Below are 26,777 nucleotides of genomic sequence, written 5' to 3'. Positions count from 1 at the left end.
GCCTCCCCTCCGGGGAGGCGGGGCTTTTTGCTGCGCGGGCCTCACGGGGGCGCGAACGTCCTGTGAACGATCTAGGTCAGAGGGTCACATTCAGGGGCGTTCGACGGAGGATTGGTCTTGACCAAGGGGGTGGCTCGCCTTATGGTCGCAGAGTTAGTGCAGGAACCTTTAATAAACAAGGGCGCGGAAAAACGCCGCGGGACACGGCGAATTGCGGAGGATCAGGGTGGGGACCACGCAGCTGGCATCGGTACCGGAGCCGAAGTACCAGCACCTCAAGACAGTGATCGGCGAAGCACTCGACTCGGACTTCGCCGTCGGGGAGATCCTCCCCAACGAGCGCGAGCTCGCGGCCCGCTTCGGCGTCGCCCGCGCCACGCTCCGTCAGGCCCTGGAGCAGCTGGAGCTGGAGGGCCGCCTGCAGCGCCGCCGCGGCGTCGGCACCACGGTCGCCCCGCCCCGCGTCGGCGTCGACGTCTCCACCACCCAGCACACCTGGCCCGGCGTCGGCGACGACGTCTGGCAGCCCCAGGACTCCGCCGCCGACGTGGCCCCGGCCGCCGTCGCCCGCGTCCTGGAGACCGGCACCGACGAGCAGGTGCACGTCGTGCGCCGCATCCGCATCAGCCAGGGCCAGCCGGTCGCGGCCGAACTGCTCTACGTGCCGGCCGGCTCCGTCCCTGGCCTCAGCGCCATCGACACGCCCGCCGGCCCCGCCCGCGCCCGCGCCGTGCTCCGTGAACTCCAGCACCTCGCCCTCGACGGCCAGGACCGCTCCGTGGAGCTCGGCTCCGCCCGCGCCGACGACGCCAAGGAGCTCGACCGGCTGCCGGGCGCGCCCGTCCTCGTCGTGACGACCCGCTACCTCTCCGCCGGGCGCACCGCCGCCGTCTCCGTGGCCACCTACCGCGCCGACACCTGCCGCCTCACCTTCGGCGACTCGGTCGACCTGGTCATGGCCTCGTAGCAGCCGCGCCTCGGCACCGGCCCGTCGTCAGGAAGGCACCTTCCTAGCGGCGGGCCGTCACCGTTCCGTCGACGGCGAAGAGCTGCTCCTCGACGTGGTCGAGCGCGAGCCGCAGGGCGCCGGTGCCCACGGCGGCCTCGCCGAGCAGGGACAGCACCACCCGGGGCGGCCGCAGACAGAACCGCGCCAGCTCCTCGCGGAGCGGCTGGAGCACCCCGTCGAGCCCGGCCGCCCAGCCGCCGACGACCACCAGCTCGGGGTCGATGGCGAGGACCAGGGCCGCCACGTCGTGCACGAGCCGCTGGATGAACCGCTCCACCGCCGCCTGTGCGCGCGCGTCGCCCTTGCGGGCCAGCGCGAAGACCTCCGCGACCGCCTGCTCGTCCAGCGGATGCAGCGGCTCGTCCGTGGTCGACAGCAGGGTCTCGGGCGTGACACCCCGGCCGAGCAGGTGCAGGGCGCCGATCTCCCCGGCCGCCCCGCCGAAGCCGCGGTGCAGCCGGCCGCCGATCAGCGAACCGGCGCCGGGGCTCAGGCCGGCCAGGACGAAGACGATGTCGTCGGAGTCGGTCGCGGCACCCTTCCAGTGCTCGGCGACGGCCGCCGCGTTGGCGTCGTTCTCCACGATCACCGGGCAGCGGAAGGAACGCCTCAGCCGCTCGCCGAGCGCGAGCCCCGTCCAGCCGGGCAGCGCCGTGCCGAGGCGCACCGTGCCGTCGGCCTCCACGATGCCGGGCGTGCCGACGCCGACGGCCCGCAGATTGGACCGGGGGACCCCGGCCCTGCGCAGCACGTCGGCCACGACCGTACGCACCCGGTCGAGGCGCTCGTCCTCGGGAGCCGTCTCCGACACCTCACGGGACCCGGCGCCGATGATGCGCCCGTCCAGACCGGAGAGCAGCGCGGCCACGCGGTGCGGGCCGATCTCGATGCCGAGCAGATGACCGGCCTCTGCGCGGAAGCGGAACCTCCGTGCCGGACGCCCCTGCCGCCGGGCCTCGCCCTCCTCGGGCGCCGACTCGACGACGAGACCACCTTCCATGAGGCCCTCGACGACCCCCTCGACCGTGGGCCGCGAAAGGCCCGTGATCCGGGTCAGATCCGTGAGCGTGGGCGCGTCGGCGCCCCGCAGCGCATGGAGTACCACCGCGGAGTTGATCCGCCGCAGCAGAGACGGATCCCCGCCGGTCAGCCGCCCCACAGTGTTTCCTCCCAGCTCGTGCGCCTCTCCGGCGGATGGTACTCAATGGGTCCGGTTGCGGCGAGTGCCGCCCCCGCGACGCCCCTGAGCGGACCGTGTCCCGAATCCTGACGGAACGCCAACTGTCAGTGGCGGCCGCTTTACTGGACCCATGACCACGGCACAGCACCTGGCGACGATCGACTTACTCCGCACCCGCGCCTTCCCGGCGGGACAGGAGAGATCCGGACGCGTCGAGAGCGGCCCGGGCTTCCACGTAGGGATCCTCGCGACGAGCGAGGACTTCTGGGAGGACGACGGCACCCGCAGCCTCCTCGTCGCGGAGCAGTACGAGGCGGAGCGGGACGGACTCGCCGCCCTGTTCACCGTCCGCTGGGGCCCGCCGCGGGAGCTGAGCCTGTGGTACGTCCTGGAGCGGATCCTGGACGACGAAGGGATGCCGGAGCCGTGGGCCGACCTCAGCTGCCACACACCGGACCTGCGGCTGTGGCGGGTGGACGGCCGGTGGATAGGCATCGGCGTCTCCCAGCACGACAAGGAGCTGCCGTTCGAGCTCCTCGCCGTGATCACCGAGGTCGATCCGCCCTGATGCGCCTACACCTCGGCCGCCGCCCGCAGCCGGCCGAACTCCTCGGCCATCGTCGCCGCCGTCCAGTGCGCGTTCAGACCGCTCGGGTTGGGCAGGGCCCAGATCCGGGTCGATCCGATCATCCGGTCCTGCGGCCCGATCGCCGCCTTCGGCTCCCCGAAGGCCGTGCGGTACGCCGTCACGCCGACGACCGCGAGCCAGCGCGGCGCGAGCCGCTCCACCTTCTCCACGAGCAGCCGCCCGCCCTCGCGGTACTCCTCGCGGCTCAGCTCGTCCGCCCGCGCGGTCGGCCGCGCCACCACGTTCGTGATCCCGAGCCCGTACGAGAGGAGCTCCTCCTGCTCGTCCGGCCGCAGCAGCCTCGGCGTGAACCCCGACAGGTGCAGCACCGGCCAGAAGCGGTTGCCCGGCCGGGCGAAGTGGTGGCCCGTCGCCGCCGTCATCAGACCCGGGTTGATCCCGCAGAAGAGCACGGAAAGGCCGCCCGCCACCACGTCGGGAACGACGCGGTCACGGGCGGCCTCCAGCTCCTCCTGGGTGAACCGGGGAGTCCGGGTCAGAGGATCGCCCCGGGGGTGTAGGCGGCGGCCTCCGGGTGCTGCTTGAGGATCTCCTCGATACGGGAGACCACCGAGGCGACCTGGTCGGCGGCGGCGCCCGTGAAGGACAGCTTGTCCGCCATCAGCTCGTCGAGCTGCGCCCGGTCCAGCGGGATGCGCTCGTCGGCGGCCAGCTTGTCGAGGAGCTCGTTCTGCACGGTGCCCTGCTCGCGCATGGCGAGGGCGGAGGCGACGGCGTTCTCCTTGATGGCCTCGTGGGCGACCTCGCGGCCCACGCCGGCGCGGACCGCGCCCATGAGGACCTTGGTGGTCGCCAGGAACGGCAGGTAGCGGTCGAGCTCACGGGCGACGACGGCCGGGAAGGCGCCGAACTCGTCGAGCACGGTGAGGAAGGTCTCCAGGAGACCGTCGAGCGCGAAGAAGGCGTCCGGCAGCGCGACCCGGCGGACCACGGAGCAGGACACGTCGCCCTCGTTCCACTGGTCGCCCGCGAGCTCGCCGGTCATCGACGCGTAGCCGCGCAGGATGACCATCAGGCCGTTGACGCGCTCGCACGAGCGGGTGTTCATCTTGTGCGGCATCGCCGAGGAGCCGACCTGGCCGGGCTTGAAGCCCTCGGTGACCAGCTCGTGGCCGGCCATCAGGCGGATCGTCTTGGCGATCGAGGACGGCGCGGCGGCCAGCTGCACCAGCGAGGTGACCACGTCGTAGTCGAGCGAGCGCGGGTAGACCTGGCCGACCGAGGTGAAGGCGTGCGCGAAGCCGAGGTGACCGGCGATCCGCTGCTCGAGCTCGGCGAGCTTGCCGGCGTCGCCGCCGAGCAGGTCCAGCATGTCCTGCGCGGTGCCGACCGGGCCCTTGATGCCGCGCAGCGGGTAGCGGCCGAGGAGCTCCTCCAGGCGGGCGTAGGCCACGAGCAGCTCGTCCGCCGCCGTCGCGAAACGCTTGCCGAGGGTGGTGGCCTGGGCGGCGACGTTGTGCGAGCGGCCGGCCATGACCAGCTCCGCGTACTCGCCGGAGAGCTTGCCGAGACGGGCGAGGACGGCGACCGTCCGGTCCCGCATGAGCTCCAGGGAGAGGCGGATCTGGAGCTGCTCGACGTTCTCGGTGAGGTCGCGCGAGGTCATGCCCTTGTGGACGTGCTCGTGGCCGGCGAGGGCGTTGAACTCCTCGATCCGGGCCTTCACGTCGTGCCGGGTGACCTTCTCGCGCTCGGCGATGGAGCCGAGGTCGACCTGGTCGAGAACGCGCTCGTAGTCGGCGAGGGCGGCGTCCGGAACCTCGATCCCGAGGTCCTTCTGCGCACGCAGCACGGCGAGCCACAGCTGACGCTCCAGCTTCACCTTCTGCTCGGGGGACCAGAGGACGGCGAGCTCCGCGGAGGCGTAGCGGCCGGCCAGAACGTTGGGGATGCGGGGCTTCGCAGTCACAGCAGTCACGTGCACAGAGTTTACTGGTGGTTTCTGCAGGCCAGCGCCAGGGTCCGGTGTGGAGCTTGCTACGAGACGCAGGTCACCCGCGTGCGACCGTGCCCCCGCTACGGACCGGCCGGCGGCTCGTACGGAAGCAGCTCGGGACGCTTGGGCGCGCGGCCGTCCCCCGAGGAGCGGCCGGTCAGGCGCCGTCCGATCCAGGGGCCCAGGTGCTCCCTGGCGAAGCGTACGTCCGCGATCCGCCGGCTCGCCCAGCCGGGCGGTACCGCCGGGGGCAGCGGCGTGCGCCAGTCCTCCTCGGCGGCCAGACCGAGCGTCTGCCACACGGCCTCGGCGACCCGCCGGTGCCCGTCGGCCGTCAGGTGCAGCCGGTCCACGTCCCAGAGTCGGGGGTCGCCCAGCGACGGGGCGCCGTACAGGTCGACGACCAGGGCGCCGTGCTCGGCGGCGAGCGCGTCGATGTGGGCGAACAGCTCCTCCATCCGGGGGCGGAAGCGCTCCATGACCGGTCCGTTGCGGCCGGGGCTGCGCATCAGGACCAGCTGCCCGCAGGAGGGTGTGAGGCGTTCCACTGCCTCGGTGAGCAGGTCCCGCACCCGCACCATGTCGACCTTCGGGCGAAGGGTGTCGTTGAGCCCGCCGACCAGGGTCACCACATCGGCCTTCATGCCTGCGGCCAGGTCGACTTGCTCGTCGACGATCTGGCCGATGAGCTTGCCGCGCACGGCGAGGTTGGCGTAGCGGAAGCCGGGGGAGCGGGCGGCGAGCCGGCCCGCGAGGACGTCGGCCCAGCCCCCGTAGGAGCCGTCGGGCCTCAGGTCCGACATACCCTCGGTGAAGCTGTCCCCGACGGCGACAAGACTGTTGTACGTGGCATTGATCTCCATGGCGGAGCGATCATACCGTGCGGTATGCGAGCGCTGCCCCGGAGAACCCGGGAGGGGAAACCCGATGAGCGACGCGCTCCTGAGCACGCTGACCGAGGCGCTGGCGGAACTGGTGACGGCGGTCGAGACCTCCGACGACGAGGACCTCGACCCGGACACGGCCGTGAAGTGGCTGGAGAGCACCGCGTACACCCTGGGCAGACTCGGTGCCGCCGACCGCCGCACCCTCGACGGACTCCTCCGCGAGGCCGCGCTGCGGCAGCCCGAGGGCCCCTGGCGGGAGGAGCTGCTCAAGGTCTCCGAGGGCTTCGGACTCACCGAGGAGCCCGCCGACGACACCCACGCCGCCCTGTGCGAGGCCGCCCTGGACCACGCCCGGCGCTTCGCCGCGACCGTCCGCGCGGCCGACCCCGCGACCCCCGTCCCGACCTGCCCCGGCTGGACCCTCGCGGACCTCACCCGGCACCTCGGCACCGTGCACCACTGGGCCGAACACCTCGTACGGACCCGGGCCGGCGCCCGGGTCCTCGCCCGGGACGTCCCGCTCGACCTGCCGGCCGACCCCGCCGCGTACCCCGACTGGCTCGTCGCGGGCGCCGAGCGGTTCGCCGCCACCGCGCGCGAGGCCGACCCGGACGCCCCGGTCTGGTCGCCCGGCGCCGACCCGCACGTCCGCCACTACCCCCGCCACGTCCTCTTCGAGACCGTGATCCACCTCGCCGACGCCGAACTCGCCGTCGCCGGGACGACGGGCCCCCTCGACCCCGGCACGGCGGCGGACGCGATCGACCACTTCCTCGGGAACGCCCCGTACATCCCCTGGATCGCCGAACCCCTCGCCCACCTCGACCGCGACGGCGCCGTCCTCCGTCTCGAAGCCCGCGACACCGGAACCGTCTGGACCCTCGCCCTCGGCGGGGGCGGCTTCACCTGGAGCCGGGGGAGCGACCGCGGCGAGCCGACCGCCGGCGTCGCGGCCGACACCGGCGAGCTGCTGCTCCTGCTGCACCGCCGGTACACGGCCGACGACCCCCGCTTCACCCACAGCGGCGACCGCGACCTGCTCGACGACTGGCTCGCCGCCACCGCGCTCTGACACGCCGGAGGGCCCCGGGACCGATCCCGGGGCCCTCCGCCTCCGTTGCGCGGGCTACGGCGCCGCCGGGCGCCCCACCAGCTCCCGCAGCACGTCCTCCATCGCCACCAGGCCGGCCGGCTTGCCGTCCTCGTCGAGCACGGCCGCCAGGTGCGTCCGGCTGCGGCGCATCGCGGTGAGGACGTCGTCGAGCGGCGTCGCCGCCCGGACCCGGGCGATCGGCCGCAGCGCCGACACCGGGAACGGCAGATCGCGCGGAGTGACGTCGAGGGCGTCCTTGACGTGCAGGTAGCCCAGGATGCGGCGCTCGGCGTCGAGCACCGGGAAGCGGGAGAACCCGGTCCGCGCCGACAGTGCCTCCAGCTGCTCCGGAGTGGTGCCGACCTGCGCGTACACCACCTTCTCCGCCGGCATCACGACGTCCCGCACGGGACGCCGGCCCAGCTCCAGGGCGTCGTGCAGCCGCTCGGCGGCCCGGTCGTCCAGGAGACCCGCGTCGCCCGCGTCCGTGACCATCCGGGCCAGCTCGTCGTCCGAGAAGGTCGCCGAGACCTCGTCCTTGGTCTCCACCCGCAACAGCTTGAGCAGGGCGTTGGCGAAGGCGTTGATCGCGAAGATCACCGGCCGCAGCGCCCGCGCCAGCGTCACCAGGGGCGGCCCGAGGAGCAGCGCGGAACGCGTCGGCTCGGCCAGCGCGATGTTCTTCGGCACCATCTCGCCGAGCAGCATGTGCAGATACGTCGCCAGGGCCAGCGCGATCGCGAACGAGATCGTGGCGGCCACGCCGTGCGGCACGCCGACCGCGTCGAAGACCGGTTCGAGCAGGTGCTCGATGGCCGGCTCGGCGACGATGCCGAGGACCAGGGTGCAGAGCGTGATGCCGAGCTGCGCCGCCGCGAGCATCGCGGAGACGTGCTCCAGGCCCCAGATGACGCTGCGCGCCCGCCGGTTGCCGGAGTCGGCCAGGGGTTCGATCTGACTGCGGCGGACCGAGATCAGGGCGAACTCGGCGCCGACGAAGAAGGCGTTGACGACCAGCGTCAGCAGACCGATCAACAGCTGGATCGCGATCATCGGCCGGCCTCCCCGTCCTCGTCATCGGTGTGGTGCCGCGCCGGGGCGTGCAGCAGCACGCGCGCGGCGCGCCGGCCCGAGGCGTCGACGACGTCGAGCCGCCAGCCGGCCAGCTCCACGCTGTCGCCGGCGGTGGGGATGCGGCCGAGCTCCGTCGCGAGGACGCCCGCGAGCGTCTCGTACGGGCCGTCCGGCACCCGCAGGCCGATCGTGGCCAGCTGGTCCGTACGGGCGGCGCCGTCGGCGGACCACAGCTCGCGCCCGTCCGCGTCCTCGCCCGCCCGCGCCAGGTCCGGCGTCTCGTGCGGGTCGTGCTCGTCGCGTACCTCGCCGACGACCTCCTCGACGATGTCCTCCAGGGTGACGACCCCGGCAGTGCCGCCGTACTCGTCGATGACGACGGCCATCGTCTGCTTGCCCGAAAGACGGTCGAGCAGCCGGTCCACGGTGAGCGTCTCGGGGACGAGCAGGGGCTCGCGCAGCAGCTCGCCGATCCGGCGGCGGTGCCGGTCCTCGGCCGGTATCGCGAGCACGTCCTTGATGTGGGCGATGCCGACGACCGCGTCGAGGCTGCCCCGGTAGACGGGGAAGCGGGACAGGCCGGTCGCGCGGGTCGCGTTGGCGACGTCCTCGGCGGTGGCCTGCACCTCCAGGGCGGTGACCTGCACGCGGGGCGTCATCACGTTCTCCGCGGTCAGCTCCGCCAGGTTGAGCGTACGGACGAACAGCTCGGCCGTGTCCGCCTCCAGGGCGCCTTCCTTCGCGGAGTGCCGGGCGAGCGCCACCAGCTCCTGCGGGGAGCGGGCGGAGGCCAGTTCCTCGGTCGGCTCCAGGCCGAGGCGGCGCAGCATCCGGTTCGCGGTGTTGTTGAGGTGGCTGATGAACGGCTTGAAGGCGGCCGTGAACACGCGCTGCGGGGTGGCGACCACCTTCGCGACGGCGAGCGGCGAGGAGATCGCCCAGTTCTTGGGGACCAGCTCGCCGACGACCATCAGGACGACGGTCGACAGGGCGGTGCCCAGGACGAGGGCGACCGAGGAGGCCGCCGAGGACGAGAGTCCGATGGATTCCAGGGGGCCGCTGATCAGCTTGGCGATCGAGGGCTCGGAGAGCATGCCGACGACCAGGTTGGTCACGGTGATGCCCAGCTGGGCGCCGGAGAGCTGGAAGGTGAGGGAGCGGACGGCCTTGAGCGCGCCCGCCGCACCCCGCTCGCCGCGCTCGACGGCGGCCTCGAGCTCGCCGCGCTCGACCGTGGTCAGGGAGAACTCGGCCGCGACGAACGCGCCGCACGCGAGAGCGAGCAGCAGCGCCACCACGAGCAGAAGCACTTCGGTCATCGGTTCACCTCCGTCCCATGATCAGTCAGCGGGAGAGGGATCGCTCGATGTCGATGGTCGGAACCAGTGCTACTGGGGGGCTCGCCCATGGGCGGACGTTCACACCTTTCGGTCGTCGGGATGAGACACCATGGTAAAGGATCGGCAAAGCGGTGCGATCATCGCACTCCCGCGATCACGCCGTGAACGGCTTCACCCACCGGCGCCACTGCTCCTGCCGCTCGTACCCCGCGGCCCCCCACGCGGCGTGCGCCGTCTCGTTCGCCACCAGGACCATCGCGTCGGCGCGGCGCCCGCCGAGCGCGGCGAAACGATCCTCCGCAGCGCGCAGCAGCGCAGTCGAGATGCCCTGCCGCCGGTGCGAGGGCAGCACGGCGAGCCGGTAGAGCGAGGCCCGCCAGCCGTCCCAGCCGGCGATCACGGACCCCACGATCCGCCCGTCGGGCAGCGTGGCCAGGATCAGCGCCTCGGGATCGCGCTCCAGGAGCCGGATCACCCCGTGCACGTCGTCGGAGATGGACGTGCCCTCGGCGGACTCCCGCCAGAAGGCCAGGACGGCCTCCGCCTCGTCGGTCACGGCGGCGCGAATCTTCACATCGATCATGGCCCGATCCCATCACGTTGCGCGGCGGCCCTGCCAGGGATTAGCGCCGGGCCGTGCCCAGGACGCAGGGCGAGGACGGCAGCCGCGGGCCCTGCTCGGGAACGTCGAAGGAGCGGTACGAGACGAGCTCGAAGCCCGCCGCCCCGATCGCGGCCAGCGGCGTACGGGAGGTGTGGCAGCCGCCGAACAGCAGCGGCCAGACCGTGCGGTCGAGGCCCCGCTGCAGCCGCGCGAGCCCCGGCGTGTCCGCCGCCCCGTGCTCGAAGAACCGCAGCTCACCGCCGGGCCGCAGCACCCGCCGCAGCTCGGCGAGGACCTCCGGCACGTTCCGTACGGTGCACAGCACCAGCGAGGCCACCGCCGCGTCGAAGGAGCCGTCCGGGCCCGGCAGCGCCTCGGCCGTCCCCGGCAGCACGGTCACCGGGACGGAGGCCCGGCCCGCGGCCTCCTCGGCGAGCCGGCGCAGATGGGCCTCCGGCTCGACGGCCACGACCTCGGTGACCCCGGACGGGTAGTGCGCGAAGTTCAGGCCGTTCCCCGCGCCGATCTCGACGACCCGGCCGGAGAGCCCGGCCAGCAGCTCGCTCCGCAGGGCACCGAGCCCGCCGCGCGTGTCGGCCGAGACGCTGAACCGGGCGTAGAAGCGGGCGAACAGAGGGTGGTGGACACGAGGAGGCGCGCCGGGGTGCGTCATCGTCGGTCACCTCATCCCGTCACGAAGCAGAACTCGTTGCCCTCCGGGTCCCGCATGACCTGGAAGGAGCCCTGCTCGTCGGTGACGAGGCCGCCGACCGCCACCGCCCCCAGCGGCAGCACCTCCCCGGCCGCCCGTGCCGGATCCGCCACCTCCACATCGAGATGGACCCGGTTCTTCACGGCCTTGCCCTCCGGCACCCGCTGGAAGGCGATCCGTACGAACCCCGGCGGATCCACGTACGACCAGTCGGCGCTCCGGTCGACGGGATCGCCGCCGAGGAGCCCGGCCCAGAAGCGGACGAGCGCCGCCGGGGCGGCGCAGTCGAAGACGATCTCCTGAACTCGTGCGCGCATACCGTCAGCGTACGGAGACCGGTGCCGCCTGCGCGCCCGCGAACGCCTCCGCGTCCCATGTGCCGCCGAGCTCCGGCGCCAGCCAGCCGCCCGCCGCCGCCCGGAACTCCGCCGGGTCGAGCGCCCCCGAACCCTCCGGTACGGCCCCGAGCAGCGGAGCGCCCGCCGCCTCGGGCAGGTCCGCGAGGTTGCAGCGCGCCGCCAGGTCCGGCGCGTCCGGCCAGCTGCCGACGACGACGCCGAGCTGTTCGATCCCGCGGGCCCGCAGCGCCTCGGCCGTCAGGGCGGTCGAGTTGAGCGTGCCCAGGCCGGCCGGGGTCACCACCAGGACGGGGGCGCCGAGCAGCGCGGCCGCGTCGGCGAGCGTGCCGCCCTCCTCGTCGAAGCGGACGAGGAGCCCGCCCGCGCCCTCCACGAGCACCAGGTCGTGCTCGGCGGCCAGCTTCCGGGCGGCCTCGGCGACCTCCCGGGGACCGACCGGGGCGAGCCCGGCGCGCCGGGCGGCCGTCCCGGGGGCCAGCGGCTCCGGGAAACGGGCCAGTTCGGCGGAGGCCACGGCGCCGGAGAGGCGGACGACCTCGTGGGCGTCGCCCTGTTCGTCGGGGGTGACGCCGGTCTGGGCGGGCTTGAGGACGGCGACGGATCTTCCGGCGGTGGTGGCGACGGCGGCTACCGCCGCGGTGACGATCGTCTTGCCGATCTCCGTGCCGGTGCCGGTCACGACGATGATGCCCATGGGGGCGTCCTTTCTTGTTCGGTGCGGCCTTGGTCGCGGTGCGGGTTCAGGCTCGGGAGCCTCTGGCGCCGGCAAGGGCGCCGTTCCGTTGTGCCCACCCTCCCCCAAGCTCTCGGCTTCGCTCGAGCAGGGGGGACCCCCATCGCCCCAGCGGAACGATTGCCCACAACGGCGGAAGCGCGCCCACAACGGAGCGGCGTCAGCCCGCCGCTGCCGCTGCCCTGACCGCTCTGCAGATCCGGGCCACGTCCTCGTCCCCCGTCACGTACGGCGGCATCGTGTAGATCAGGTCGCGGAACGGGCGCAGCCAGACGCCCTCCCGGACCGCCGCGCGGGTCGCCGCCGCCATGTCGACCTCGTGGTCGAGCTGGACGACGCCGATCGCGCCGAGCACCCGCACCTCGCGGACGCCCGGGAGCCCGGCCGCCGGGGCGAGGCCCTCCCGCAGGCCCGTCTCGATCCGCTTGACCTCGACCTCCCAGTCCTGGGAGAGCAGCAGGTCGATCGAGGCGAGCGCGACCGCCGACGCGAGGGGGTTCCCCATGAAGGTGGGCCCGTGCGCCAGGACCGGGACCTCGCCGCGCGAGATCCCGTCGGCGACCCGGCTCGTGCAGAGCGTCGCCGCCATCGACAGGTAGCCGCCGGTCAGTGCCTTGCCCACGCACATCACATCGGGGGAGACCCCGGCCAGGTCGGCGGCGAACAGCGTGCCCGTCCGCCCGAACCCGGTAGCGATCTCGTCGAACACGAGCAGGACGTCGTGCGCGTCGCAGGCCTCGCGCAGCACCCGCAGATACGCCGGGTCGTGGAAGCGCATGCCGCCCGCGCCCTGCACGACCGGCTCCACCACCACCGCGGCCAGTTCGTGCGCGTGCTCGGCGATCCGGGAGCGGAGCAGTTCGGCGTACGACTCCTCGTACGAGACCGGCGGCGCGTCCACGAAGACCTGCCGCTGGAGCACCCCCGACCACAGCTCGTGCATCCCGCCCTGCGGGTCGCACACGGACATCGGCTGCCAGGTGTCGCCGTGGTAGCCGCCCCGCCAGGTGAAGAGCCGCTGCTTCTCGGGGCGGCCGAGGGAGCGCCAGTACTGCAGGCACATCTTGGCCGCCACCTCGACGGAGACCGAGCCCGAGTCGCTGAGGAAGACGTGCCGCAGCGGTTCCGGGGTGATCTCCACGAGCCGGGCGGCGAGCCGGACGGCCGGCTCGTGGGTGAGGCCGCCGAACATGACGTGGCTCATCTTCTCCAGCTGGCCGCGCACCGCCTCGTTGAGCAAGGGGTGGTTGTAGCCGTGGATCGCCGACCACCACGAGGACATGCCGTCGACCAACTCGTCCTGTCCCTCGACGGGTTCGGCGAGCCGGAGTCGCACCCCGGACGCGGACGCGACGACCAGCGGCTCCGCCCGGCCCGGCATGGGGCCGTACGGATGCCAGACGTGCGCCCGGTCCAGGGCGAGGAGTTCGTCGTTACGCATTCGGCGCGAGGTCCGTGCCGGCGCCCCGGCGGCGCACGGCCACCAGGTCGGTGCGGGCCTCGTTCACGGCGGGAGCCGCCGGAGCGTGACCGCCGCAGGGGCCGCAGCCGGCGCCCTCCTCCGCGTGCGAGCCGCAGCCGGAAGAGGCCTCGGAGCCGCAGCCCGCCGAGGCCGTCGAGCCGCAGCCGCCCGTCGCGCCGGCCGCCGCGAGCGCGTCCGCGCGGTGCTGGGGAAGGGTGGTCGTGCCCGCGCCCTCCACCTCGAAGCCCGCGTCCGCGATCATGTCCAGGTCGGCCTGGCCGGCCTGGCCCTCGCTGGTCAGGTAGTCGCCGAGGAAGATCGAGTTCGCGATGTTCAGCGCGAGCGGCTGCATCGTGCGCAGGTGCACCTCGCGGCCGCCGGCGATGCGGACCTCGACGTCGGGGCAGACGAACCGGACCATCGCGAGGATCCGCAGGCAGCGCTGCGGGGTGAGGTTCCACTCCTTGGCGAGCGGCGTGCCCTCGAAGGGGATGAGGAAGTTGACCGGCACCGAGTCCGAGTCGAGCTCGCGCAGCGCGTACACGACGTCGACGAGGTCCTCGTCGCTCTCGCCCATGCCCGCGATCAGACCCGAGCACGCCGACAGTCCGGCGGCGTGCGCCTTCTGCACGGTGTCCACGCGGTCCGCGTAGGTGTGGGTCTTGGTGATGTCCCCGTACGTCGCCTCGGACGTGTTCAGGTTGTGGTTGTACGCGTCGGCGCCGGCCTCCCGCAGCCGCTCCGCCTGGCCGTCCGAGAGCAGACCGAGGCAGGCGCACACCTCGACGCCCTCGTTCTGCTCCTTGATCGCCTCGATCGTCTTCCCGACGCGCTCCACGTCCCGGTCCGTCGGACCGCGGCCGCTGGCCACCAGGCAGACCCGCTTGGCGCCGCCGGCGACACCCGCCGCCGCGGCCTGGGAGGCCTCGTCCGGCTTCAGCCAGGTGTACTTGAGGATCTCGGCCTTCGAGCCGAGCCGCTGCGAGCAGTACGAGCAGTCCTCGGGACAGAGACCGGACTTCAGGTTGACCAGGTAGTTGAGCTTCACCCGGCGCCCGAACCACTGGCGGCGCACCTTGCCGGCCGCGGCCACCACATCGAGCAGTTCGTCGTCGGAGGTCGCCAGCACGGCGAGCGCTTCTTCACGGGTCGGCAGCTCGCGCCGCAGCCCCTTCTCCACCAGCGTGTTCAGCAGGTCCATAACCTCAGATCCTTGCCTACCGCCCGCCCCCGGGCCAAGGAGGATCCGAACAAACGGCCCGGATAGAGGTGTGTGGATGACCACATCCCGACCTCGGCATCCTGCGGTTAGGGTCTGTGCGCTGCCTACAAAAGGATCGCCGCATGCCACGGGACGAGGACGCACGCGCCGCAGGGGCCGACGACGTACGGGCCGCGGACCCGAGCGCCGACGACGTACGGGCCGCGGGCCCGCGCCGCACCGCCTTCGACTGGACCGACGCCGAGGCGCGCCGCCGGGCCGAGGCCGGTCTCGTCCGGACGCTGCGGCCCCGGGCGGCCGAGTCGGACCTCCTGGACCTGGCGAGCAACGACTACCTCGGTCTCACCCGCCGCGCCGAGGTCACCGGGGCCGCGGCCGAGGCGGCCGGGCGCTGGGGCGCCGGCTCCACCGGTTCGCGTCTGGTCACCGGCACCACCCGGCTGCACACCCGCCTGGAGCGCGAACTCGCCGAGTTCTGCGGCTTCGAGGCGGCCCTCGTCTTCTCCTCCGGCTACACCGCCAACCTCGCCGCGCTCACCGCGCTCGGCGGCCGGGACTCGCTGATCGTGTCCGACGCCTCCAACCACGCCTCGATCGTGGACGGCTGCCGTCTCGCGCGTGCCGAGACCGCCGTCGTCCCGCACACCGAGCCCGAGGCCGTCGCCAAGACCCTGGAGGCGCACCCGGGGCGCCGGGCCCTGGTCGTCAGCGACTCCGTCTTCTCCGTCGACGGTGACAAGGCGCCGCTCCGCGAGCTCGCCGAGGCCTGCCGTGCGCACGGCGCCGGACTGGTCGTCGACGACGCCCACGGTTTCGGGGTGCTCGGCGAGGGCGGCCGTGGTGCCCTGCACGAGGCCGGGCTCGCGGGCGACGAGGACGTCGTCGCCACCCTCACGCTGTCGAAGTCCCTCGGCAGCCAGGGCGGGGCCGTGCTCGGCCCGGCCAGGGTGATCGAGCACCTGGTGAACGCGGCCCGCACCTTCATCTTCGACACCGGGCTCGCCCCGGCCGCCGCCGGCGGCGCGCTCGCGAGCCTGCGGCTGATCGCGGCCGAACCGGGCCTCGCCGAGCGGGCCCGTACCGTCGCGGCCACGCTGCACCGGCTGCTCACGGAGGCCGGTCTCACCGCGGCCCGGCCCGACGCGGCCGTCGTCTCGGTGCACGCCCCCTCCCCGGAGGCGGCGCTGCGATGGGCGGCGGACTGCCGTGAACAGGGCCTGGCGGTCGGCTGCTTCCGGCCCCCGTCGGTCCCCGACGGCATCTCGCGGCTGCGGCTCACGGCCCGGGCGGATCTGACGGACGCGGAGATCACGCGCGCGGTGGAAACGATCCTGCGGACCGCGCCGAAGATCTGACGGGCCGTCGGGAGGTCCAAGGGCGGTCAGGGGCAGCAGAGTTCACCGCTTCGGGCGACAGATGCGGACATATCTTGGTGGAACGCCTGCCGGGGCGGCACGATCGGTGCGATTCTGACGCGAAGCGCGATCCGGGGCGGAAGTCCCGGCGGGAAAGGGACAGCGTCGCCATGGCAGACCATCAGGAAGCATCCGTCACTCTGCCGAGCGAGCCCGCGTCGGTCCCCACGGCCCGGCGGTTCGTCGCGGAGGTCATCGACGGCTGGGGCCTCGACGGTGCCGACGACCTGGCGGACGCGATCCGCCTGATGGTCTCGGAACTGGCCACCAACGCCGTCCTGCACACCTTCGGCCAGTCGCCCACCTTCACGGTCGACGTCCGTCTGGAGCGCGAGGAGCGACTCCACATCGGTGTCACGGACAGCCATCCGCGCTGGCCCCGAAGGCTCCCGGCGGCGGTCCAGCAGGACAACGGCCGGGGGATGGTCATCATCCGCTCCCTGGCGGCGGAGGCGGGCGGCCGGCTCTCGGTCACGCCGACCGAGGAGGGCGGCAAGACGGTCTGGATCACGCTCCCGTGGACGTCTGCGGCCGCCTCGTACGTGTAGAGGTCCCGGCGCAGGGGTGCGGCGGCGCCACCGCACCCCTGGGGCGGGGTCAGTACCCGGCGGGCGTCGTCAGACGCGGCCGTAGTAGACCTTCGACGTCCAGATCTTGTCGAGCTTCACCCAGGATCCCGTCTTGGGCGAGTGCCAGATCCTGCCGTCACCGGCGTAGATGCCCACGTGGTAGACGCTTCCACCGGAGTGGAAGAAGACCAGGTCCCCCTTCTGTCTGCCGGACGCGGAGATGTGCCGGGTCTTGTTGTACTGCTGCTGCGCGGTGCGGGGCAGCGACTTGCCCGCCTGCTTGTACGCGTAGAGCGTCAGACCGGAGCAGTCGAACCTGGAGGGTCCGGCGCTTCCGTACCGGTACGGGGCTCCCTTCTTGGACGCGGCGACGCTCAGTGCCTTGTTCGCGTATGTGGTGGCTGCCCGGGCCTCCGGTGCCGCACCTGGTGCGAGCAACGTGCCGCCGACGGCGGCGAGGGTGAGAGCCGAGACGGCTCCGGCCCGGGACAGCAGGGACGGGACGTGCATCTGCGCAGTCATGCGCAACCCTTCGTCAGCCGCCTGCGAAGGATGACCTGTCGGGTTCGGACTGGCGAAGATGCCCGGCCGCGGCTGCGGCTTCACCCCAAGGGACGGCCCCGCTGCGAGAAACAGCGCGTACGTCCCGTACTGCTCGGGTCCTCCACTCCTGCCGATCCACTCCTGTCGACCAGACGTCCGGGACAGCGGCAGGACTCGGCGTCCGCCCGGACCGCCCCGCCTCGGATGGCGGGGGCTTGTCGTCGACAGGGATCTTGACCCACACCCAGGGCGAAATCCGAGCTGAAACGGCGATATGTGAGGCTCCTCACGACTGATCCATTCAGGTGGACAGGCTGCTTTCGTGACCGCCGGAGGTTTGGCCGACGAGCCTCGCACCAGGGGTGGAACACCCCATTCCGCCAGATGTGTACACCTGTTGCGCAACTCACCCGACACAAAAGTCGACTCGTCGACTACGCCGAACGGGGGAGCGATTCTGCGATCCGTGTCGGCCGACCGGACCTCGACACGACATGCCGGAATGTCAACTCGCCCGTGCGCGGGGGACGGTGACGCGGTCGGCGCGGCGCTCGCCGTCCAACACCCTCAGGGCGCGCGCCAGAGTGTCCGCGTGGACCTCGCTCTCGCCCCGCATATGCATGAGCGTCAGGGCCTCGCGCAGCGCCTCCGCGCGTCCCACCAGGGCCTGTGCCGCGCGCAGCGCCCCATAGGTATGCGTACCCCTGGATGGGTTGATCTTCCCGAGGAGGTCGACGACTTCGAGGTACGCGTCGATCAACTCGCCCTCGGCGCGGGTCAGCGCGGGGAGCGGCGGCAGCTCGGGCACCACGGCCGGCTCACCGTGCCGCGCCGGTGTCGCGCCGGCTCGTGATGACGTGGTCCACCAGGCCGTACGCGACGGCCGTCGGCGCGTCCAGGACGGTGAGGCGGTCGATGTCGGCGTCGATCCGCTCCCGCTCCTGGCCGGTGTACTCGGTGAGCATCCCGGCCACCAGGGCGCGCAGCCTGAGCAGTTCGCGCGCGTGGATGTCCAGGTCGCTCGGCTGTCCCTGGAGGGGCTCGTCCATCGTCGGCTGCCGGAGGGTGATCCGGGCGCCGGGGAGGACGAGCCGCTTGCCGGGGGTGCCGGCGGCGAGCAGGACGGCGGCGGTGGACGCGGCCTGGCCCAGGCAGGTGGTCTCCACGTCGCAGGAGAGCGTCCGCATCGTGTCGTGGATCGCGGTCATGGCGCTGATGGAGCCGCCGGGGGAGTTGATGTAGAGCGCGATGTCCTGGCCGGGGGCCGCGTGATCGAGGTGCAGGAACTGGGCGATGACGTCGTTGGCCGAGGTCTCGTCGATGGGTGTGCCGAGGAAGACGATCCGGGATTCGAGGAGCTTCGAGTACGGGTCGAGGGTGCGGGTTCCGAAGCTGGTCCGCTCCGTGAACTCGGGCAGAACGTAGCGGGCGTCCATGGCTGAGCACCTCCAGTGGTCTGTAAAAAATGTACAGGACGTACAGGCCGTAAGATGAGGAGCATGACCTACGAGATCCCGGTGACGCAAGCGCGGGCTGAGCTCGCCGACCTCATCAACCGCGTCGTCTACGGCGGTGAACGCGTCGTGGTCACCCGCCACGGGAAGCCGCTCGTCGCCCTGGTCTCCGCCGCTGACCTGGCCGAACTCGAAGCGGCGGAGAAACCCGCCGACGAACAGGTGGTCAGCTCGCTGTCCCGCCTCCACCCGGTCGACTCCGCTCCCGGCGAACAGCGCCGCTTCGGCATCGCCGCGCACCACCAGGAGCCCGGCACCTCCTGACCTGCCTCTTGCGGCGGGCAACGCGAAAAGCCGCGCACCCCCGTCCGCTACAGCGGGGGTACGCGGCCGTCTTGGGGTGCGGGCCTCAGCCCACCGGCACCGGTGCGGGCTCCGTCGCGGGTGCCGCCTCCGCCCGGCGGCGCCGCGCGCCGAACGCGGTCGCGGCCAGGCCCGCCGCCGCCCAGAGGGAGAGGACGAGGAGCGGGCCGCCCGCCGCCGCGCCGTCGAAGGCGGAGACGGACCGCAGGGCCGAGCCCGCGGCGCCCGGCGGCAGCCACTGGCCGAGCGCGCCCACCCCGGTGGGCAACAGCTCCGGCGCGCTCGACATCCCCGAGAACGCGTTGCCGAGCAGGATCGTCAGGGCGGCCCCGAGTCCGAAGCCGGGCTTGCCGAGCAGCGTCGCGAGCCCCGCGAAGGCGGAGCCGATCGCGAGGACGGTCAGACCGAGGACCCCGGCCTCGGCCCACCAGTCGCCGGTCAGCGCGCCGAGCCAGCTGTCGGCGAGCGCCGCACCCACGAGCCCCGCGAGCGCCGACGCGCCCACCAGCGCCGCGACCGCCCCGGCCCCGCGCAGACCGAGCAGCACGGTGGCCACCCCGGTGGCCGCCCCGACGAGGGCGAGGGGCAGCAGGCTCGCGCCGAGCACGGCGCCCCGGGGGTCGTCGGCCGGTGCGGCGACCACGTCCGTGACCGGGACGGGTGTTCCCGCCGGGGCCTGCGCGGCCACGGCCTCGCGCAGCAGCCCGGCCACGACCGGGCTCCCCGCCGAGGCGGTGAGGAGCTCCGTACCGCGCGGGCCCACGACCACGGCTCCGTATACGTCGCGATCCTCGATCGCGGCCCGGGCGGCTTCGGCGTCCTCGTACCGGTGGATCTCGAAGGCCCCCTCGTGCCGTCCGAGCTGCTTCTCGACCGCGTCGGCCGCGGCGGCGGGCCCGGCCACGCCGATCGGCAGGTCGCGGGGGGCGATGCGCGCGGCGGGCCAGGCGAAGACCGCGAGGGCGAGGGCGGCGACGACCGGTATCAGTACGAGCACCGCGAGGGTTCTGCGCCCCGCGGCGGCCGAGGGGGCGGTGGCGGCGGACATGGCGTCCTCGATTCAAAGAGAAGGATCGTTCGTTTTACGTCGGCCCCAGCGTGCGCCGCCCCGGGGAAGTTGTCAAGAATGAACATTCGTTTTAGGTTCAGTCCATGGCACGTGTCTCCCAGGAACACCTCGACGCCCGCCGCCGCCAGATCCTCGACGGCGCCGCGCGCTGCTTCGCCCGCAACGGCTTCCACGCCACGTCCATGCAGGACGTGCTCGCCGAGGTGGGCCTGTCCGCGGGCGCGGTCTACCGCTACTTCCGCGGCAAGGAGGAGCTCATCGCGGCCATCGCGACCGAGGCCTTCGCCGGCATCCGGGGCGCCTTCGAGGAGGCGTCCCGCGCCACCCCGCCACCCACCCCCGACGTCCTGCTCGGCGCGGTCCTCCGGCTCTTCCTGGAGGAGCGGATCGTGGGCGCCGACCGGCAGGCCTTCGCGCGCCTGATCATCCAGGTCTGGACGGAGACGCTGCGCAACGAGCAGCTGGCCGCCACCCTCTCCGAGGGCTACCACGGGATGCGGGACGCGTGGACGAGGCTCGTGACCGCCTACCGGGAGAACGGCCTCCTCCGCGCCGACGTCCCTTCCGACCATGTGGCACGCACCCTGATCGCCACCGCCCAGGGTTTCATCGCCCAGCAGGCCCTCTTCGGCGACGTGTCCGTCGAGGTCCTGGAGGACGGACTGCGTGGCCTGATGTCGATGTCCGTGGCCGGGAACGCCCGCCCGATCGGATGATCATGAGAACGCAAAGCCGGAGTTAACGAGCCGGAAAAACTTCCGCCCTAACGTGCAATGTCTGGCCGCGCACCGCATCTCCGCAGTTCAACAGAGTGTTGACGGTCGGTAGGGTCCGCAGCTGTCCGGGTCCCGTCCCGGTCGACGACTGTGAGGTGGAAGAGTGCAACTGAGCCCGCACGAGCAGGAGCGCCTGCTCATCCATGTGGCGGCCGACGTGGCCGAGAGGCGCCGGGCCCGCGGTGTGCGGCTCAACCACCCCGAGGCCGTCGCGCTCATCACTTCCCACATCCTGGAAGGCGCCCGGGACGGCCGTACCGTCGCCGAGCTGATGGCCTCCGGGCGCAAGGTGCTCACCCGCGACGAGGTCATGGACGGCATCCCGGAGATGATCCACGACGTCCAGGTCGAGGCCACCTTCCCGGACGGCACCAAGCTCGTCACCGTCCACGACCCCATCATCTGACGGGCGGCCGCCGATGATCCCCGGAGAGATCCTGTACGCGGACGGCCCCGTCGCCCTCAACGAAGGGCGCCCCGTCACCCGCCTCACCGTCCTCAACGCGGCCGACCGGCCCGTCCAGGTCGGCTCCCACTACCACTTCGCCGAGGTCAACCCCGGCCTGGACTTCGACCGCGGCGCCGCCCACGGGCAGCGGCTGCACATCGCCGCCGGGACCGCCGTCCGCTTCGAGCCCGGCATCCCCGTCGAGGTCGAACTCGTCCCGATCGCCGGCCGCCGGATCGTGCCCGGCCTGCGCGGCGAGACCGCCGGACCCCTCGACAGCACCGCCCACGACAAGGACGGCGACCGTGCCTGACCTCCACCGCGCCGTCTACGCCGACCTGTTCGGCCCCACCACCGGCGACCGCATCCGCCTTGCCGACACCGACCTCCTCGTCGAGATCGAGGAGGACCGCTGCGGCGGCCCGGGCCGCGCCGGCGAGGAGGCCGTCTTCGGCGGCGGCAAGGTCGTCCGCGAGTCCATGGGCCAGGCCCGCACCACCCGCGCCGAGGGCGCCCCCGACACCGTCATCACCGGTGCCGTGGTCATCGACCACTGGGGCGTCGTGAAGGCGGACATCGGGATCCGGGACGGCCGCATCACGGCCCTCGGCAAGGCCGGCAACCCGGACACCATGGACGGCGTCCACCCCGACCTCGTCATCGGGCCCGAGACCGAGATCATCGTCGGCAACGGCCGGATCGTCACCGCGGGCGCCGTCGACACCCACGTCCACTTCATCTCGCCCACCGTCGTCGAGCAGGCCCTCGCCACCGGCGTCACCACCCTCGTCGGCGGCGGCACCGGCCCCGCCGAGGGCACCAAGGCGACCACGATCACCCCCGGCCCCTGGCACATGGCCCGGATGTTCGAGGCCCTGGACACCTTCCCCGTGAACATCGGCCTCCTCGGCAAGGGCAACACGACGTCCCGGGAGGCGATGCACTCCCAGCTGCGCGGCGGCGCGCTCGGCTTCAAGATCCACGAGGACTGGGGCGCCACCCCCGCCGTCATCGACGCCTGTCTGAGCGTGTGCGAGGAGACGGGCGCCCAGCTCGCCATCCACACCGACACCCTGAACGAGGCGGGCTTCGTCGGCGACACCCTCGCCGCCATCGCCGGACGCACGATCCACGCGTACCACACGGAAGGCGCCGGCGGCGGGCACGCCCCCGACATCATCACGGTGGTCTCCGAGCCGTACGTACTGCCCAGCTCGACCAACCCGACCCGGCCGCACACCGTCAACACCATCGAGGAACACCTCGACATGCTGATGGTCTGCCACCACCTCAACCCGGCCGTCCCCGAGGACCTCGCCTTCGCGGAGTCCCGCATCCGGCCCTCCACCATCGCCGCCGAGGACGTCCTCCACGACCTGGGGGCCATCTCGATCATCTCCTCCGACTCCCAGGCCATGGGCCGGATCGGCGAGGTGATCATGCGGACCTGGCAGACCGCCCACGTCATGAAGAAGCGCCGCGGAGCCCTGCCGGGCGACGGTGCCGCCGACAACCACCGGGCCCGCCGCTACGTCGCCAAGTACACGATCAACCCGGCCGTCGCCCAGGGCATGGGCCACCTCATCGGCTCGGTCGAGCCCGGCAAGCTCGCCGACCTGGTCCTCTGGGAGCCCGCCTTCTTCGGCGTGAAGCCGCTCGTCGTCGTCAAGGGCGGCCAGATCGCGTACGCGCAGATGGGCGACGCCAACGCCTCCATCCCCACGCCCCAGCCCGTCCTGCCCCGCCCGATGTTCGGCGCGCTCGGCCGGGCCGCGGCGGCCGGCTCGGTCAACTTCGTCGCCCAGGCGGCGATCGAGGACGACCTGCCGCGGAAGCTCGGGCTGCACAAGGAGTTCACCGCCATCGGCTCCACCCGGCGGGTCACCAAGGCCGACATGCGCGAGAACGACGCCCTGCCCCGGGTCGAGGTCGACGCCGACACCTTCTCGGTGTCCATCGACGGCGAGACGGTCGAACCGGCACCGGCGGCCGAACTCCCCATGGCCCAGCGTTACTTCCTCTTCTGATGTCGCGCTCCGCCCTCCTCGTGCTCGCCGACGGGCGCTTCCCCGCCGGCGGGCACGCCCACTCCGGCGGCGCCGAGGCCGCCGTCAAGGCCGGCCGCATCAAGGACGCCGCCGGGCTCGAGGCCTTCTGCCGGGGCCGCTTGCACACCACGGGCCTCACCTCGGCCGCCCTCGCCGCCGGGGCCGCGCACGGACTCGACCCGTACGCGCTCGACGCGGCGGCCGACGCCCGCACGCCCTCGGAGGCCCTGCGCGCCGCCGCCCGCAAGCTCGGCCGCCAGCTGATGCGGGCCGCCCGCGCCACCTGGCCGAGCCCCGAACTCGACGCGCTCGCCGCCGCGTTCCCGCGCGGCGCGCACCAGCCCGTCGTCCTCGGCACCGCCGCACGAGCCGCCGGCCTCGGCCCCGAGGACGCGGCGCACTGCGTCGCGTACGAGACGGTCGGCGGCCCGGCGACCGCGGCCGTCCGCCTCCTCAGCCTCGACCCCTACCAGGCCACCGCCGTCCTCGCCCGCCTCGCACCCGAGATGGATCAGGTCGCCGAACGCGCCGCCGCTGCCGCCCGGCAGGGCGTCGACGCCCTGCCCGCCGCCTCCGCCCCGCTGCTCGACCTCACCGCCGAACAGCACGCGGCCTGGCCCGTCCGCCTCTTCGCGTCATAGCACGCAGAACCTCCCAGGAGCCTCCCCATGCACCTCGACCACGCCCACACCCACCACGGCGCCGTCTCCGCCGACGCCCACCGCCCCGACGGCACCCGCCGCGCCCTGCGCATCGGCCTCGGCGGACCGGTCGGCTCCGGCAAGACCGCCACCGTCGCCGCCCTCTGCCGGGAGCTGCGCGACACCCTCTCCCTCGCCGTCGTCACCAACGACATCTACACCCGCGAGGACGCCGAGTTCCTGCTCCGCAACGCCGTCCTGCCGCCCGAGCGCATCCAGGCCGTCGAGACCGGCGCCTGCCCGCACACCGCCATCCGCGACGACATCTCCGCCAACCTGGAAGCCGTCGAGGAGCTGGAGGACACCGTCGGCCCGCTCGACCTCATCCTCGTCGAGTCCGGCGGCGACAACCTCACCGCCACCTTCTCCAAGGGGCTCGTCGACGCCCAGATCTTCGTCATCGACGTGGCCGGCGGCGACGACATCCCCCGCAAGGGCGGCCCCGGCGTCACCACCGCCGACCTCCTCGTCATCAACAAGACCGACCTCGCCCCGCACGTCGGCTCCGACCTGGCGCGGATGGCCCGCGACGCCGGGGAGCAGCGCGGCGCCCTGCCCGTCGCCTTCACCTCGCTGCGCGGCGAGAACGGCGTCGCTCCCGTCGCCGACTGGGTCCGGGCACAGCTCGCGGCGTGGACCGCGTGAGCCTGCGCGCCACCGCCCGGATCGCCGCCGACGCCGACGGCGGACTGCCGCTCCTGGTGAGCGACGGCCCCCTCGCCCTGCGTCGCACCCGGGCCGCCGGACCGTACACCCGGGTCACCGTCGTCGGGGCGATGAGCGCACCGCTGGGCGGGGACCGGCTCGCGATCGAGACCGAGGTGCGGGACGGGGCCCGGCTCCTCGTCGACTCGGCCGCCGCCACCCTCGCCCTGCCCGGCCGGAGCGCCGAGCCCGCCGCGTACGACGTCCGGATCGCCGTCGGCGAGGACGCGGTGCTCCGCTGGCTGCCCGAACAGCTCGTCTCCGCCGCCGGCTCGCACCTGCGGATGCGCACCACCGTCGACCTCGCGCCCACCGCCCGGCTCGTCCTCCGCGAGGAACAGGTCCTCGGCCGGCACGGAGAGGGGCCCGGCACCCTCAGCACCCGCCTCACCGTGCGCCGCGCCGGCCGCCCCCTGCTCGACCAGGAGCTGGCCTTCGGACCCGGTGCGCCCGGCGGCTGGGACGGCGGCGCGGTCCTCGGCGGCCACCGGGCCACCGGCCAACTGCTTGTCGTCGACCTGGCGTTCGCCGAGAAGCCGGTGGAGGCGCGGCGGTACGGGGAGAACGCGGTGGTCAGCCCGCTCGCCGGGCCCGCCGCCCTCGCCACCGCCGTCGCCCCGGACGCGCTCGCGCTGCGCCGGCTCCTCGACGAAGTACTTGCCGGAATCGTCCCGTTCTGACCGACTCCTCATGTTCACCGCTCAGCGGTACACCTGTCACCGGTTATTGGTTCGGCAAAGAAACAGGCGTTCGCTCTTTCATCGCGAGCCCCAGGGACGAAAGGATCCCCCGGACACACAGACTCCTTCTGGGGGAGGACCATTGAGACGCACAGCAGTGCTCGGCTCGGCCGGCACTCTGATAGCGGGCACGCTCATGGCGACCGCGCTCGCGGCGCCGACGGCCGGTGCGGTCACCGGCCACGACCGTGACGAGGAGGCGCGCGGCGCGACCATCGCCGCCGCCGAGGCCGCGAAGGCCGGCATCGACTGGCAGGACTGTCCGGCGGACTGGGGCTTCGCCAAGCCCATCCAGTGCGGCTGGGTCACCGTCCCGGTCGACTACGCCGAGCCTCACGGCAAGAAGATCAAGCTCGCCGTGGACCGCGCCAAGTCCACCGGCACGCCCGCCGAGCGCCAGGGCGCTCTGCTCTACAACCCGGGCGGCCCCGGCGGCTCCGGCCTGCGCTTCCCGCGCCGGGTCACCACCAACAACCCGCTCTGGGTGAACACCGCGAAGGCGTACGACTTCGTGGGCTTCGACCCGCGCGGTGTCGGCCACTCGGCGCCCATCTCCTGCGTCGACCCGACCGAGTTCGTCAAGGGCCCGAAGCTCGACCCGGTCCCGGACAGCGAGGCCGACAAGCTCGCCCAGCGCAAGCTGGCCGCCGAGTACGCCAAGGGCTGCGCCGAGAAGAGCGGCGACATGCTGCCCTACATGACGACGCGCAACACCGCCCGTGACCTCGACGTCATCCGGGCCGCGCTCGGCGAGAAGAAGCTCAACTTCATCGGCGTCTCGTACGGCACCTACCTCGGCGCCGTCTACGGCACGCTGTACCCGAACCACGTGCGCCGCATGATCGTCGACAGCGTGGTCAACCCGGCGAAGAGCAACATCTGGTACCAGGCCAACCTGGAGCAGGACATCGCCTTCGAGGGTCGCCTCGAGGACTGGATGAACTGGGTCGCCCAGAACGACGCCACGTACCACCTCGGCGACACCCTGGCGAAGGTCCAGCAGCAGTGGGTGACCCTGCGCGCCGCCGCCAAGAAGGAGCCCCTGGGCGGCAAGGTCGGACCGGCCGAGCTCATCGGCTTCTTCCAGAGCGCCCCGTACTACGACTCCTCGTGGGTCCCGGTGGCGGAGGCCTGGAGCGCGTACGCCGCGGGCGACCCGCAGCCGCTCATCGACGGCGCCGCCGCCGACCTCACCGACACCGCCGGCAACATCGCGTCGGAGAACGGCAACGCCGTCTACACCGCCGTCGAGTGCGCCGACTCGCCCTGGCCGACGAACTGGAACAAGTGGGACCGGGACAACTCCCGCCTCCACGAGCAGTACCCGTTCATGACCTGGGCGAACGCCTGGATGAACCTGCCGTGCGCCACCTGGTCCGCGCCGCGCCAGAAGCCGACCGAGGTCAAGACCGGCAAGGGCCTGCCGCCGGTGCTCATCGTCCAGTCCGAGCGTGACGCGGCGACGCCGTACGCCGGCGCGGTCGAGCTGCACAAGCGCTTCAAGGGCTCGCGTCTCATCACCGAGCAGAACGCCGGCTCGCACGGCGTCACCGGCCTGGTGAACTCCTGCATCAACCCGCGGGTCGAGACGTACCTGCTCACCGGCAAGGTGGACAGCCAGGACGTGACGTGCGCGCCGCACGCCACGCCCAAGCCGTAACACCCGCACCACGGAACAGGGGGGGC

General features: G+C 72.9%; 30 protein-coding genes and 1 riboswitch. Of the genes, 14 read left to right on the top strand and 16 right to left on the bottom strand.

Annotated elements, in window-relative coordinates:
• The first annotated feature begins 226 nt into the window (after nucleotides 1–226).
• Nucleotides 227–967 (top strand): GntR family transcriptional regulator, encoded by a 741-nt coding sequence (locus AB5J54_RS06445; RefSeq protein WP_369142932.1) that lies wholly within the window; start codon nucleotides 227–229, stop codon nucleotides 965–967.
• A 43-nt stretch (nucleotides 968–1,010) separates the two neighbouring features.
• On the opposite strand, the gene AB5J54_RS06440 is transcribed toward AB5J54_RS06445, so the two are convergent.
• A complete protein-coding gene (locus AB5J54_RS06440; RefSeq protein WP_369142931.1) occupies nucleotides 1,011–2,168 on the bottom strand; it encodes an ROK family transcriptional regulator in 1,158 nt (385 codons plus the stop codon).
• 151 nt (nucleotides 2,169–2,319) lie between these two features.
• Between AB5J54_RS06440 and AB5J54_RS06435 the strand changes: the two genes are divergently transcribed.
• The gene (locus AB5J54_RS06435) at nucleotides 2,320–2,757 is read left to right on the top strand and encodes a hypothetical protein (protein ID WP_369142930.1); all 438 of its coding nucleotides are present in this window, start codon (nucleotides 2,320–2,322) and stop codon (nucleotides 2,755–2,757) included.
• 5 nt (nucleotides 2,758–2,762) lie between these two features.
• Here the strand turns inward: AB5J54_RS06435 and mug are convergent, their stop codons facing one another.
• The 3 genes from mug to AB5J54_RS06420 form a co-directional block, all read right to left on the bottom strand.
• Nucleotides 2,763–3,251: a G/U mismatch-specific DNA glycosylase gene (gene mug, locus AB5J54_RS06430; protein WP_369142929.1), complete on the bottom strand. Its 489-nt coding sequence runs from the start codon at nucleotides 3,249–3,251 to the stop codon at nucleotides 2,763–2,765.
• Nucleotides 3,252–3,313: 62 nt separating this feature from the next.
• The gene (gene purB / locus AB5J54_RS06425; protein WP_369142928.1) at nucleotides 3,314–4,756 is read right to left on the bottom strand and encodes an adenylosuccinate lyase; all 1,443 of its coding nucleotides are present in this window, start codon (nucleotides 4,754–4,756) and stop codon (nucleotides 3,314–3,316) included.
• Between the two features lie 98 nt (nucleotides 4,757–4,854).
• Nucleotides 4,855–5,637: an SGNH/GDSL hydrolase family protein gene (locus AB5J54_RS06420; protein ID WP_369142927.1), complete on the bottom strand. Its 783-nt coding sequence runs from the start codon at nucleotides 5,635–5,637 to the stop codon at nucleotides 4,855–4,857.
• A gap of 64 nt (nucleotides 5,638–5,701) precedes the next feature.
• On the opposite strand from AB5J54_RS06420, the gene AB5J54_RS06415 reads away from it, so the two are divergent.
• The gene (locus AB5J54_RS06415) at nucleotides 5,702–6,733 is read left to right on the top strand and encodes a maleylpyruvate isomerase N-terminal domain-containing protein (protein WP_369142926.1); all 1,032 of its coding nucleotides are present in this window, start codon (nucleotides 5,702–5,704) and stop codon (nucleotides 6,731–6,733) included.
• Between the two features lie 54 nt (nucleotides 6,734–6,787).
• Here the strand turns inward: AB5J54_RS06415 and AB5J54_RS06410 are convergent, their stop codons facing one another.
• The 8 genes from AB5J54_RS06410 to bioB all read right to left on the bottom strand — a co-directional run bounded on the left by AB5J54_RS06410 (nucleotide 6,788) and on the right by bioB (nucleotide 14,239).
• Nucleotides 6,788–7,807, bottom strand: coding sequence for a hemolysin family protein (locus AB5J54_RS06410; protein WP_369142925.1), 1,020 nt, complete (start codon nucleotides 7,805–7,807; stop codon nucleotides 6,788–6,790).
• On the bottom strand, nucleotides 7,804–9,147 hold the full coding sequence (locus tag AB5J54_RS06405) for a hemolysin family protein (RefSeq protein WP_369142924.1): 1,344 nt from the start codon (nucleotides 9,145–9,147) through the stop codon (nucleotides 7,804–7,806). The genes AB5J54_RS06410 and AB5J54_RS06405 overlap by 4 nt, the downstream gene beginning before the upstream one ends.
• A 175-nt stretch (nucleotides 9,148–9,322) precedes the next feature.
• Entirely contained in the window at nucleotides 9,323–9,751 is a 429-nt protein-coding gene (locus AB5J54_RS06400) for a GNAT family N-acetyltransferase (RefSeq protein ID WP_369142923.1), read from the bottom strand.
• Between the two features lie 40 nt (nucleotides 9,752–9,791).
• Entirely contained in the window at nucleotides 9,792–10,445 is a 654-nt protein-coding gene (locus tag AB5J54_RS06395; protein WP_369142922.1) for a class I SAM-dependent methyltransferase, read from the bottom strand.
• Nucleotides 10,446–10,456: 11 nt separating this feature from the next.
• Nucleotides 10,457–10,801 (bottom strand): VOC family protein, encoded by a 345-nt coding sequence (locus tag AB5J54_RS06390; RefSeq protein WP_369142921.1) that lies wholly within the window; start codon nucleotides 10,799–10,801, stop codon nucleotides 10,457–10,459.
• A 4-nt stretch (nucleotides 10,802–10,805) separates the two neighbouring features.
• Nucleotides 10,806–11,537 carry a dethiobiotin synthase gene (gene bioD / locus AB5J54_RS06385; protein WP_369142920.1) on the bottom strand — a complete coding sequence of 244 codons (732 nt, stop codon included), beginning with the start codon at nucleotides 11,535–11,537 and terminating at the stop codon, nucleotides 10,806–10,808.
• A gap of 199 nt (nucleotides 11,538–11,736) precedes the next feature.
• Nucleotides 11,737–13,017 (bottom strand): adenosylmethionine--8-amino-7-oxononanoate transaminase, encoded by a 1,281-nt coding sequence (locus AB5J54_RS06380; protein WP_369142919.1) that lies wholly within the window; start codon nucleotides 13,015–13,017, stop codon nucleotides 11,737–11,739.
• Entirely contained in the window at nucleotides 13,010–14,239 is a 1,230-nt protein-coding gene (bioB, locus tag AB5J54_RS06375) for a biotin synthase BioB (protein WP_369142918.1), read from the bottom strand. Before bioB ends, AB5J54_RS06380 begins: the two co-directional genes overlap by 8 nt.
• 143 nt (nucleotides 14,240–14,382) lie before the next feature.
• Here bioB and AB5J54_RS06370 point away from each other — a divergent pair, with 143 nt between their 5' ends.
• Both AB5J54_RS06370 and AB5J54_RS06365 read left to right on the top strand, forming a co-directional pair.
• On the top strand, nucleotides 14,383–15,615 hold the full coding sequence (locus AB5J54_RS06370; protein ID WP_369142917.1) for an 8-amino-7-oxononanoate synthase: 1,233 nt from the start codon (nucleotides 14,383–14,385) through the stop codon (nucleotides 15,613–15,615).
• A 170-nt stretch (nucleotides 15,616–15,785) separates the two neighbouring features.
• Nucleotides 15,786–16,223 (top strand): ATP-binding protein, encoded by a 438-nt coding sequence (locus AB5J54_RS06365; RefSeq protein WP_369142916.1) that lies wholly within the window; start codon nucleotides 15,786–15,788, stop codon nucleotides 16,221–16,223.
• Between the two features lie 69 nt (nucleotides 16,224–16,292).
• On the opposite strand, the gene AB5J54_RS06360 is transcribed toward AB5J54_RS06365, so the two are convergent.
• The 3 genes from AB5J54_RS06360 to AB5J54_RS06350 all read right to left on the bottom strand — a co-directional run bounded on the left by AB5J54_RS06360 (nucleotide 16,293) and on the right by AB5J54_RS06350 (nucleotide 18,223).
• A complete protein-coding gene (locus AB5J54_RS06360; RefSeq protein WP_369142915.1) occupies nucleotides 16,293–16,766 on the bottom strand; it encodes a C40 family peptidase in 474 nt (157 codons plus the stop codon).
• A gap of 2 nt (nucleotides 16,767–16,768) precedes the next feature.
• Nucleotides 16,769–16,892, bottom strand: a riboswitch (cyclic di-AMP (ydaO/yuaA leader).
• Between the two features lie 400 nt (nucleotides 16,893–17,292).
• A complete protein-coding gene (locus AB5J54_RS06355; RefSeq protein ID WP_041128054.1) occupies nucleotides 17,293–17,598 on the bottom strand; it encodes a hypothetical protein in 306 nt (101 codons plus the stop codon).
• A gap of 7 nt (nucleotides 17,599–17,605) precedes the next feature.
• On the bottom strand, nucleotides 17,606–18,223 hold the full coding sequence (locus AB5J54_RS06350; RefSeq protein ID WP_369142914.1) for an ATP-dependent Clp protease proteolytic subunit: 618 nt from the start codon (nucleotides 18,221–18,223) through the stop codon (nucleotides 17,606–17,608).
• A gap of 63 nt (nucleotides 18,224–18,286) precedes the next feature.
• Here AB5J54_RS06350 and AB5J54_RS06345 point away from each other — a divergent pair, with 63 nt between their 5' ends.
• On the top strand, nucleotides 18,287–18,565 hold the full coding sequence (locus AB5J54_RS06345) for a type II toxin-antitoxin system Phd/YefM family antitoxin (protein ID WP_369142912.1): 279 nt from the start codon (nucleotides 18,287–18,289) through the stop codon (nucleotides 18,563–18,565).
• Nucleotides 18,566–18,650: 85 nt separating this feature from the next.
• On the opposite strand, the gene AB5J54_RS06340 is transcribed toward AB5J54_RS06345, so the two are convergent.
• Nucleotides 18,651–19,652 carry an ABC transporter permease gene (locus tag AB5J54_RS06340; protein WP_369142911.1) on the bottom strand — a complete coding sequence of 334 codons (1,002 nt, stop codon included), beginning with the start codon at nucleotides 19,650–19,652 and terminating at the stop codon, nucleotides 18,651–18,653.
• Between the two features lie 104 nt (nucleotides 19,653–19,756).
• Between AB5J54_RS06340 and AB5J54_RS06335 the strand changes: the two genes are divergently transcribed.
• From AB5J54_RS06335 to AB5J54_RS06300, 8 genes are all read left to right on the top strand, one after another.
• Nucleotides 19,757–20,389 carry a TetR/AcrR family transcriptional regulator gene (locus AB5J54_RS06335; protein WP_369142910.1) on the top strand — a complete coding sequence of 211 codons (633 nt, stop codon included), beginning with the start codon at nucleotides 19,757–19,759 and terminating at the stop codon, nucleotides 20,387–20,389.
• Between the two features lie 163 nt (nucleotides 20,390–20,552).
• Nucleotides 20,553–20,855 carry an urease subunit gamma gene (locus AB5J54_RS06330; RefSeq protein WP_369142909.1) on the top strand — a complete coding sequence of 101 codons (303 nt, stop codon included), beginning with the start codon at nucleotides 20,553–20,555 and terminating at the stop codon, nucleotides 20,853–20,855.
• Between the two features lie 13 nt (nucleotides 20,856–20,868).
• Nucleotides 20,869–21,210: an urease subunit beta gene (locus tag AB5J54_RS06325; protein ID WP_369142908.1), complete on the top strand. Its 342-nt coding sequence runs from the start codon at nucleotides 20,869–20,871 to the stop codon at nucleotides 21,208–21,210.
• Nucleotides 21,203–22,924: an urease subunit alpha gene (locus tag AB5J54_RS06320; RefSeq protein ID WP_369142907.1), complete on the top strand. Its 1,722-nt coding sequence runs from the start codon at nucleotides 21,203–21,205 to the stop codon at nucleotides 22,922–22,924. Before AB5J54_RS06325 ends, AB5J54_RS06320 begins: the two co-directional genes overlap by 8 nt.
• Nucleotides 22,924–23,586, top strand: coding sequence for an urease accessory protein UreF (locus tag AB5J54_RS06315; RefSeq protein WP_369142906.1), 663 nt, complete (start codon nucleotides 22,924–22,926; stop codon nucleotides 23,584–23,586). Before AB5J54_RS06320 ends, AB5J54_RS06315 begins: the two co-directional genes overlap by 1 nt.
• Nucleotides 23,587–23,613: 27 nt before the next feature.
• Nucleotides 23,614–24,291 carry an urease accessory protein UreG gene (ureG, locus tag AB5J54_RS06310; RefSeq protein WP_369142905.1) on the top strand — a complete coding sequence of 226 codons (678 nt, stop codon included), beginning with the start codon at nucleotides 23,614–23,616 and terminating at the stop codon, nucleotides 24,289–24,291.
• On the top strand, nucleotides 24,288–25,031 hold the full coding sequence (locus AB5J54_RS06305; protein WP_369149235.1) for an urease accessory protein UreD: 744 nt from the start codon (nucleotides 24,288–24,290) through the stop codon (nucleotides 25,029–25,031). The genes ureG and AB5J54_RS06305 overlap by 4 nt, the downstream gene beginning before the upstream one ends.
• A gap of 142 nt (nucleotides 25,032–25,173) precedes the next feature.
• Nucleotides 25,174–26,751: an alpha/beta hydrolase gene (locus AB5J54_RS06300; protein WP_369142904.1), complete on the top strand. Its 1,578-nt coding sequence runs from the start codon at nucleotides 25,174–25,176 to the stop codon at nucleotides 26,749–26,751.
• Nucleotides 26,752–26,777 lie beyond the last annotated feature (26 nt).

Origin of the sequence: Streptomyces sp. R44 (assembly GCF_041053105.1) — a bacterium.
Lineage (GTDB): Bacteria > Actinomycetota > Actinomycetes > Streptomycetales > Streptomycetaceae > Streptomyces.
The sequence above is the reverse complement of the archived record's forward strand: the minus strand, read 5'-3'. Positions and strand labels throughout refer to the sequence as shown.

Coding starts and splice junctions, on each gene's coding strand:
- AB5J54_RS06435 (WP_369142930.1), top strand. CDS start 2,320: ATGACCACGGCACAGCACCTGGCGACGATCGACTTACTCCGCACCCGC.
- AB5J54_RS06420 (WP_369142927.1), bottom strand. CDS start 5,637: ATGGAGATCAATGCCACGTACAACAGTCTTGTCGCCGTCGGGGACAGC.
- AB5J54_RS06415 (WP_369142926.1), top strand. CDS start 5,702: ATGAGCGACGCGCTCCTGAGCACGCTGACCGAGGCGCTGGCGGAACTG.
- AB5J54_RS06410 (WP_369142925.1), bottom strand. CDS start 7,807: ATGATCGCGATCCAGCTGTTGATCGGTCTGCTGACGCTGGTCGTCAAC.
- AB5J54_RS06405 (WP_369142924.1), bottom strand. CDS start 9,147: ATGACCGAAGTGCTTCTGCTCGTGGTGGCGCTGCTGCTCGCTCTCGCG.
- AB5J54_RS06400 (WP_369142923.1), bottom strand. CDS start 9,751: ATGATCGATGTGAAGATTCGCGCCGCCGTGACCGACGAGGCGGAGGCC.
- AB5J54_RS06395 (WP_369142922.1), bottom strand. CDS start 10,445: ATGACGCACCCCGGCGCGCCTCCTCGTGTCCACCACCCTCTGTTCGCC.
- AB5J54_RS06390 (WP_369142921.1), bottom strand. CDS start 10,801: ATGCGCGCACGAGTTCAGGAGATCGTCTTCGACTGCGCCGCCCCGGCG.
- bioD (WP_369142920.1), bottom strand. CDS start 11,537: ATGGGCATCATCGTCGTGACCGGCACCGGCACGGAGATCGGCAAGACG.
- AB5J54_RS06380 (WP_369142919.1), bottom strand. CDS start 13,017: ATGCGTAACGACGAACTCCTCGCCCTGGACCGGGCGCACGTCTGGCAT.
- bioB (WP_369142918.1), bottom strand. CDS start 14,239: ATGGACCTGCTGAACACGCTGGTGGAGAAGGGGCTGCGGCGCGAGCTG.
- AB5J54_RS06370 (WP_369142917.1), top strand. CDS start 14,383: ATGCCACGGGACGAGGACGCACGCGCCGCAGGGGCCGACGACGTACGG.
- AB5J54_RS06365 (WP_369142916.1), top strand. CDS start 15,786: ATGGCAGACCATCAGGAAGCATCCGTCACTCTGCCGAGCGAGCCCGCG.
- AB5J54_RS06360 (WP_369142915.1), bottom strand. CDS start 16,766: ATGACTGCGCAGATGCACGTCCCGTCCCTGCTGTCCCGGGCCGGAGCC.
- AB5J54_RS06350 (WP_369142914.1), bottom strand. CDS start 18,223: ATGGACGCCCGCTACGTTCTGCCCGAGTTCACGGAGCGGACCAGCTTC.
- AB5J54_RS06345 (WP_369142912.1), top strand. CDS start 18,287: ATGACCTACGAGATCCCGGTGACGCAAGCGCGGGCTGAGCTCGCCGAC.
- AB5J54_RS06340 (WP_369142911.1), bottom strand. CDS start 19,652: ATGTCCGCCGCCACCGCCCCCTCGGCCGCCGCGGGGCGCAGAACCCTC.
- AB5J54_RS06335 (WP_369142910.1), top strand. CDS start 19,757: ATGGCACGTGTCTCCCAGGAACACCTCGACGCCCGCCGCCGCCAGATC.
- AB5J54_RS06325 (WP_369142908.1), top strand. CDS start 20,869: ATGATCCCCGGAGAGATCCTGTACGCGGACGGCCCCGTCGCCCTCAAC.
- AB5J54_RS06315 (WP_369142906.1), top strand. CDS start 22,924: ATGTCGCGCTCCGCCCTCCTCGTGCTCGCCGACGGGCGCTTCCCCGCC.
- ureG (WP_369142905.1), top strand. CDS start 23,614: ATGCACCTCGACCACGCCCACACCCACCACGGCGCCGTCTCCGCCGAC.